Raw genomic sequence first — 7,473 nt, 5'->3', positions numbered from 1 at the left:
ACGGATTGTCAAGATTTTTTTGTACAGAAAAAGAGCAGGCTATCTTTTCGATAACCTGCTCTTTTGTTGTTTTTTGACTCTGCATCTTAACTTAATGACATTGGCACAAGTGCACCTGAATTAGCCGAAAGCCGGCGGCGAGCGGAAATGAGGGGCATTAGTGCACCTGAATTAGCCGAAAGTGAGCGGTAGGCGGAAATGAGGAGCACAAGTGCACCTGAATTAGCCGAAAGTGAGCGGTAGGCGGAAATGAGGAGCACAAGTGCACCTGAATTAGCCGAAAGCGGGCGACGAGCGGAAATGAGGGGCACAAGCGCCCCTGAATGCGGCGAAAGTTGGCGGCAAGCGGAAATGAGAGGCATTAGTGCCCCTGAATTCGCCGCAAGCAGCCCCACGGCTAACCCCTCAAGCCCCGCCCCCAGGCAGCTTGATCGTGAAAGCGGAGCCCTGGCCGGGCTCGCTGCGCACCTCAATGGTGCCTTTGCTCAGGCTGATGATGCGCGCGGCTAGCGGCAGGCCGAGGCCGTTGCCGCCGGCCGCGCGGGCGGGGTCGCCCTGGTAGAACTTCTCGAAGATGTGCTTGCGCACCTTCGGGGTCATGCCGATGCCGGTGTCCGCGATGAGCACCGAGATCCATTCTCCGTCTGAATGGAGCGTGACTGAGATCGTTCCGCCCTCCGGCGTGAACTTGATCGCATTGCCCAGTACATTGAGCCACACCTGCATCATCAGCTCCTCGTTGCCATAATACCGCTGCTCATCCAGCTCAATATCCAGATTTAGCTGCTTGACGGACCAGAGGGATTCCAGCAGCAGCAGCGCCTGGCGGAGCTGCTCATCCAGCGGATATTCGGCCAGCTCTGAGAGCATCTCCTGGTTCTCCAGCTTGGATATCTTGAGAATGTTACCGGACAGATTGGACAGCTGCCGTGAGCTCTCAATAATCATTCCGGTGTACTCGTCATGCTCCGACTTGCTCAGATTCTCCTCCTGCAGCAGCATGGCGTACCCTTCAATCGCTGCAATGGGCGTCTTGAATTCGTGAGACACATTCACGACGAAGTCATTGCGGAGGGTCTCGATGCTGCGAAGCTCCTGAACCATAAGGTTGAAATGATGTGCCACCTCACTGATCTCATTGATCCGGTGGGACTCATTCAGATAGATATTGAAATTGCCGTCTGCAATCTCTTTGGCTGCCTTGCTGAAGTCTGTAATCGGGGCCAGGATCTTCTTGCCTACCATGATAGTGATCGTGGTCCCGACGACCAGGCTGAACAGCATCATCGTCAGAACGGGCGGAAACGGATTGCCGTGCTCCCTGGTATGATTGCCCAGCCGGTAATACAGGAAGGCTATGACTCCCAGGATGAAGACAAAGAACAGAATGATCACGAACACCATTGAGACGAAATACCACCATAGCCCCTTGTCTCTTCCCCGAATCATCCCTGCTTCACCGCCTTATAGCCAAGCCCTCTGACCGTGACGATTTCAAAATCCGGATTATCCCTGAAACGCTCACGCAGCCGGTTAATGTGAACCACCACCGTATGCTCATCCGACTCGGAGTCCATCCCCCAGATTTCATCCATGAGCTGCTGCTTGGTGAAAATTTTATTCGGATAAGAGATCATTTTATAGAGGAGATAGAATTCCTTCTGCGGCAGCACGATGCTCTCCGGTCCCTGAATCACAGTTAGCGTATCATAATCCAGCACGGTTTCGCTCCATTCGATCTTGCGTTCACTGATGATTTTAGCCCGGCGCAGCAGCGCTCCGACACGCAGGATCATCTCATTCACATTGACCGGCTTGACCATATAATCATCGATGCCAACGAGGAAGCCCTGCTGCTTATCGGCAAAAGTCTCCCGCGCCGTCACCATCAGGACCGGAAGCTGACTGTTGTTGTCCCGAAGCATCCGTGTCAGCTCGAAGCCGTCCATCACAGGCATCATAATATCGCAGATCATCAGATCGATATATTCCTTATCCAACATCTCCAGCGCATCCTCGCCATTCATAGCCGGAACCGCTCGGTAGCCGTGTCTGGTCAGTACAGTACAGAAGAGCTGCCGCAGCTTGGCGTCATCCTCTACTACAAGAATAGTAAACATAGGTTCTCCTCCTGGAACGGTTCCATGTTATAGAACGTATAGCGTGTATAGTTGCTTTATAGATTATTCCAGTATACCTCACCAAGATCAACTTAATCTCAACCGGGAGTTTAGGTTTAGTTTATATTGGACGATTATACTGGGGAACAGCAGGACAGGAAGTGCGTCGCACCTACAGAGAATAAGAGTATAGGAATGGAAAGGGAGACTGGACAATGCTGCAATTAAAAAACATTACCAAGAGCTATAAGACAGGCGAATTCACTCAAGTCGCACTGGATAAAGTAAATCTCAATTTCAGAGAAAGTGAGTTCGTCGCGATTCTGGGCCAGAGCGGATCGGGCAAGACCACGCTGCTCAATATCGTCGGCGGACTGGATCAGTATGACAGCGGAGAGCTGATCATTAACGGTCAATCGACGGAGCGCTTCAAGGACAGCGAGTGGGATGCGTACCGCAATAACAGTGTCGGCTTTATTTTTCAGAGCTATAATCTGATCTCGCACTTAAGCATCACAGACAATGTGGAGATGGGGATGACGCTAAGCGGGGTATCTTCAGCCGAGAAGCACCGCAAGGCGCTGGAGGTTCTGGAGAAGGTCGGCCTTAAGGATCATGTGCACAAAAAGCCGAACCAGCTCTCCGGCGGACAGATGCAGCGTGTAGCCATCGCCCGGGCGCTCGCGAACAATCCGGATATCATCCTGGCTGATGAGCCTACCGGCGCCTTGGATTCAGAGACCAGTGAGCAGATCATGGAGCTGATCAAGTCGATTGCCGAGGATAAGCTCGTCATCATGGTTACCCATAACCCGGAGCTGGCGGAGAATTATGCAGACCGTGTTATCCGCTTCTCAGACGGTCATGCGATCTCGGACAGCAATCCGCTGGTTACGCAGAAGACCTCAAGTGCGTACAAGCTGAAGCAGACAAGCATGAGCTTTTTCACAGCGCTGAAATTATCCGGCAAAAACATTGCCACCAAGAAATGGCGTACGGGGTTGACCGCTTTTGCCTCAAGTATCGGGATTATCGGTATTGCCCTGATCCTGTCCCTGTCCAATGGCTTCGATAAGCAGATCAGCTCCTATGAAACCGGGGCCTTATCCAACTTCCCGATCTCCATCAATCAGACGGCGGTCAATCTGCAGAATGCAAGCCCTCCCGGCAAAGAGAATACAGAGCTTACTTCATACCCGGCAGATAAAAAGCTTTTCCCATACGACCCGACTGTGAACTCAGCCATGCATATGAATGTGCTGACCAAGGAGTATATGCAGTATCTGGAGGGGATCGATCCCAAGCTGCTGGACGGCGTCTCCTATACCCGCAGTGTGAATATGAATTGGCTGGTGAAGGACGGGGACAAGGCGGCAGCGCTGGATAAAAGCAAGATTACTGTAGCTCCCTATCCGAGCAAACAGGGCAGTGACTCGGGAAGCTACCTGGAGCAGTACTATGATCTGCTGGAGGGAAAGTTCCCTACAGAGAAGACGGATCTGGTGCTCATTGTCGATCAATACAACCGTCTGACCAATGCGGCAGTGGATGCGCTCGGGCTGGATTATGAAGCCAAGAGCATCAATCTGAGCGATCTGGTCGGAACACAGCTGAAGCTGATTAATAACAATGACTACTATAAAAAGAATGGCGAACAGTTTGTGGTCAATGCAGCCGGAGGGAATCTGAAGGACCTCTATAACAGCCCCAAGGCAGTTACGCTTAACATTGTAGGTGTGCTGCGCGCACAGGAAGGGTCGACAATCTCAACGCTGTCGCCCGGTCTGGTCTACTCGGATGAACTGGCAGCCTCCTTCATTGCCGATGCGCATAAATCCGAGATTGTCCTGGCCCAAGAGAAGGCAGATATCAATGTGTTAACGGGGCAGGGATTATCAGATGGCCTCACAGGTACGGGTTCAACCGGCCCGATGGGCGGGCCTCCCATCATGAATGCGGGGCAGAGTGCAGCCGCCAGTATGGCCGCGCCCACGAAGGAGAATGCTCTTGCAGCGCTGGGGGCGACTGATATTCCAAGCGCAGTCTCGCTCTATCCGATTGATTTCAGTGCGAAGGAATCCGTAAATGCTTATCTGGACAAATGGAATGAAGGCAAAGCGGCAGAGGATCAGGTGCAATACACCGACCTTGCGGCGATTGTGACGAATATTTCCGGCGGAATTATGGACGGGATTACGATGGTGCTGATTGCTTTTGCGGCGATTTCCCTGGTGGTATCCCTGATCATGATTGCGATCATTACGTATATTTCCGTGATGGAACGTACGAAGGAGATCGGCGTATTGCGTGCACTGGGTGCCCGTAAGAAGGATATCACGCGGGTGTTCAATGCCGAGACCTTCATTATCGGGGCTTGCTCGGGGATTCTGGGCATCGGCATCACTTATCTGCTCACCATCCCGGTCAATGCAATCCTCTACAACCTGACGGAGCTGAAAAATGTCGCCCAGCTGAACCCGCTTCACGCGCTCATTCTTGGTGTCATCAGCGTCCTGCTGACTATGCTCGGAGGAGCTGTTCCGGCTAAGATGGCGGCGAAGAAGGACCCGGTGACTGCCCTGCGCAGTGAATAACCAGCCGTAGTCCAGATCAGCTAGACAGAAATAACGAAACGACGAAATAACAAAGAACCAAGGGAATCCGTTCCTTTGGTTCTTTCTGCATTTTATTTCTGCAAGATAAATTGCCATAGATCACAGACGAACAGGGAGATTGTGGGATAAAATAACAGGAATTAGAGATTTAATCATGTACCCAGGAGGGATCAAATGAAGACCAGAGGCAAGTTGCAGGTTATTGCGGGTTTACTTATGCTGGCGGCAATCATTACCTTGCACGATGTGCTGGAGAATCAGAATCTGAGAATCATATTATCGATCACTGTAGCGGTAGCCGCTGCATATTTTCTTTCCAAAATCAGTCTTCCGCAGCAGGTATCCGGCAGAACGATGACGGTAGGGTTAGTGTCACTGCTGGTGTTCACTTGCGTGTACCATGTTCTACTGTCCGTAGTTCTGGAGCAGAGTATATTCGCTAATGGCTTTTGGATTCTCTTATGCGTCATTTACCTGTTAATCTGGATGCGTGCCCGGCTAAGTTCCTCAAGATAACGGCAGCCGCTTGCTTTGGAAGTAGCCGGAGCAGCAGTCTGGGATTACTCCGCAGAAGGCAGCTGGGCGCGTAAGGTTTTCTTTTTGTTAATCTCCTTGGACAGCTCTAACTGCTGCTGGGAGATTTTTTTGAGTTCGGCCTGAAGCTTGGTGATACGGCTCATTTTACTGCTGAGGGAGCTTGGGGATGAGCTTAGCTTGCAGTCTTTTTCCAGCTGGTTGATCTTGAGTGTGGTCTTGCGGGTCTTCTTCTGCAGCTCTGTCATACCGGCTTCCATCTCTGTGATTTCCTGAGTCAGGCGGTTAAGCATTGATTTCGTGAAGCTGATAGCCATTCGGACACCTCTTACTTTTCTTAATATAATTAGCATTCAGGATATCATTGTACTATAAGCGCTAAGTATATGCGAGATACGGAAGAAGACCCATGGAGTACGCTCCACGGGTCTTCTTCTGTATGCAGCCTATGAAATAGCAAAACATCAGGCGCTCTCCCTAGACTTCCTCGGCGATAACGGCTTGCTGCTTCAGGGCCGGTTCCTTGGCCTGACCCACCTGCTGAATGAAGAAGGAGAGTAAGAGCCCGATAATTCCGATGCCCACAATAACCAGATAGGAATCGTTAATGCCCTGGATGGAAGCCTCCATTAGCATATGCTGCTGAGTCTCGCCGGCAGTTCCGCCGCTGGCTGCGATATCCTGGAAGTGAGTGGCAGTACGGCTGGTCATCACGGTGACCAATAGAGAAGTACCTACTGCGCCAGCGACTTGCCTTACGGTATTGGAGATGGCTGTACCATGGGAATTCAGCCTGGAGGGCAGTTGATTCAGCCCGAGGGTCTGAATAGGCATCAGCAGCAGGGCCATTCCGATCCGGCGGCCGGTGGACATCAGCATCAAATAACCGTAGCTTGTCGAGTCTGTAAGATTCACGAAGCTGAATGTAGTCAGAATAGTGATCGTCAGGCCGATAATGGCGAGCCATTTCGCGCCGAAGCGGTCGAACAGCTTACCGGTGATTGGCATCAGCGCGCCCATAATCACTGCGCCGGGCATCAGCAGCAGGCCGGATTCCATAGCGGTGAAGCCGCGGGCATTCTGCAGATAGAGCGGCAGCAGCATCATATCCGCATACATCACAATCGTAACCGCCACACTGATGACGGTGGTCAAGGAGAACATATTATATTGGAAGGCGCGCAGATCCAGCAGCGGGCTCTCGGATTTGAGCTGCTTCCATATGAATAATCCGAGCGATATGACGCCAGCGGCCAGCGACAATAGCACCTCTGCGCTAGACCAGCCAGCGCTGGCTGCCCGGCTGAAGCCGTATAACAGGGTGCCGAATCCGATGGTGGACAGGGCCACGCTGGTAATGTCGATTTTGGGAAAAGAACGCTCAGCCACATTTCTCAGATAAATAAAACCGCATACGATGACCATAACCGTGAGCGGAAGCATGCCGTAGAACATCATCTCCCAAGAATAACGCTCCATAATATATCCGGCCAGCGTAGGGCCGATGGCCGGGGCGAAGATGATGGCGAGCCCGACCATCCCCATGGCGGCTCCTCTTTTTTCACGCGGGAAGAGGGTTAAAATAACCTGGGTGAGCAGCGGCATAATAATGCCGGCACCGGCAGCCTGAATCATCCGTCCGGTAAGCAGCACCGGGAAGCTGCCTGCGAGCGCTGATACAAGGGTACCCGCAAAGAAAATAAACATGGAGGCCTGGAACAGCTCCCGTGTAGTGAAGCGCTGCATCAGATAGGCCGTAATGGGAATCAGCACACCGTTAACCAGCATATAGCCGGTAGTCAGCCACTGGGCCGTGGCCGCCGTAATATTGAAGTCATGCATCAGCTCCGGTGTTGCAACACTCATGATAGTCTGATTCAGCGTAGCCAGAAAGGCACCCAGAATCATTACGAAAAGAATAGGTCCCTTGGGAATGGACGGGACTTCTTTGATTGCTGTCTTGTTACTCACTATTCGCCATCCTTTCAAACCGCCAACTCATGGACTAAATTTACAATGTGTCGTATAGTTTACAATGTATAAATTAGATTATAAATGAAAATTTCATGTAATCAAGCAACGATTTTCGGAAAAATGTAAATTAGTTTACACTTCGGGGATATGTGTAGTATATGTGGTTGAAAAACGACACTTATGACTGAAATTGTAGCCTGCTCTTGGGCAGTAGCAGATTGGAGAGAATA

The 7,473-nt window shown here is 51.4% G+C and carries 6 protein-coding genes; 2 read left to right on the top strand and 4 right to left on the bottom strand.

The genetic code is table 11. The features are described 5' to 3' along the window. Positions 1 to 405 precede the first annotated feature (405 nt). Together ACFSX3_RS06655 and ACFSX3_RS06650 are read right to left on the bottom strand one after the other, a co-directional pair. Positions 406 to 1,449, bottom strand: coding sequence for a HAMP domain-containing sensor histidine kinase (locus ACFSX3_RS06655; RefSeq protein ID WP_209993860.1), 1,044 nt, complete (start codon positions 1,447 to 1,449; stop codon positions 406 to 408). After that, positions 1,446 to 2,120 (bottom strand): response regulator transcription factor, encoded by a 675-nt coding sequence (locus ACFSX3_RS06650; protein WP_209993859.1) that lies wholly within the window; start codon positions 2,118 to 2,120, stop codon positions 1,446 to 1,448. The genes ACFSX3_RS06655 and ACFSX3_RS06650 overlap by 4 nt, the downstream gene beginning before the upstream one ends. Positions 2,121 to 2,335: 215 nt before the next feature. Between ACFSX3_RS06650 and ACFSX3_RS06645 the strand changes: the two genes are divergently transcribed. Together ACFSX3_RS06645 and ACFSX3_RS06640 are read left to right on the top strand one after the other, a co-directional pair. Further along, positions 2,336 to 4,714, top strand: coding sequence for an ABC transporter ATP-binding protein/permease (locus tag ACFSX3_RS06645; RefSeq protein ID WP_209993858.1), 2,379 nt, complete (start codon positions 2,336 to 2,338; stop codon positions 4,712 to 4,714). 195 nt (positions 4,715 to 4,909) lie between these two features. Next, complete coding sequence (locus ACFSX3_RS06640; RefSeq protein WP_209993857.1) at positions 4,910 to 5,251, top strand: hypothetical protein; 342 nt, start codon at positions 4,910 to 4,912, stop codon at positions 5,249 to 5,251. A gap of 44 nt (positions 5,252 to 5,295) precedes the next feature. Here the strand turns inward: ACFSX3_RS06640 and ACFSX3_RS06635 are convergent, their stop codons facing one another. Together ACFSX3_RS06635 and ACFSX3_RS06630 are read right to left on the bottom strand one after the other, a co-directional pair. Then, entirely contained in the window at positions 5,296 to 5,586 is a 291-nt protein-coding gene (locus ACFSX3_RS06635; RefSeq protein WP_209993856.1) for a hypothetical protein, read from the bottom strand. A gap of 160 nt (positions 5,587 to 5,746) precedes the next feature. After that, positions 5,747 to 7,177: a DHA2 family efflux MFS transporter permease subunit gene (locus tag ACFSX3_RS06630; RefSeq protein ID WP_209993871.1), complete on the bottom strand. Its 1,431-nt coding sequence runs from the start codon at positions 7,175 to 7,177 to the stop codon at positions 5,747 to 5,749. Positions 7,178 to 7,473: the final 296 nt, after the last annotated feature.

The sequence above is a fragment of the Paenibacillus rhizoplanae genome (assembly GCF_042684125.1).
GTDB lineage: Bacteria > Bacillota > Bacilli > Paenibacillales > Paenibacillaceae > Paenibacillus_AQ > Paenibacillus_AQ rhizoplanae.
This window is presented reverse-complemented; position numbering and strand designations above follow the sequence as displayed.

Coding starts and splice junctions, on each gene's coding strand:
- ACFSX3_RS06630 (WP_209993871.1), bottom strand. CDS start 7,177: ATGATTCTGGGTGCCTTTCTGGCTACGCTGAATCAGACTATCATGAGT.
- ACFSX3_RS06650 (WP_209993859.1), bottom strand. CDS start 2,120: ATGTTTACTATTCTTGTAGTAGAGGATGACGCCAAGCTGCGGCAGCTC.
- ACFSX3_RS06645 (WP_209993858.1), top strand. CDS start 2,336: ATGCTGCAATTAAAAAACATTACCAAGAGCTATAAGACAGGCGAATTC.
- ACFSX3_RS06640 (WP_209993857.1), top strand. CDS start 4,910: ATGAAGACCAGAGGCAAGTTGCAGGTTATTGCGGGTTTACTTATGCTG.
- ACFSX3_RS06655 (WP_209993860.1), bottom strand. CDS start 1,449: ATGATTCGGGGAAGAGACAAGGGGCTATGGTGGTATTTCGTCTCAATG.
- ACFSX3_RS06635 (WP_209993856.1), bottom strand. CDS start 5,586: ATGGCTATCAGCTTCACGAAATCAATGCTTAACCGCCTGACTCAGGAA.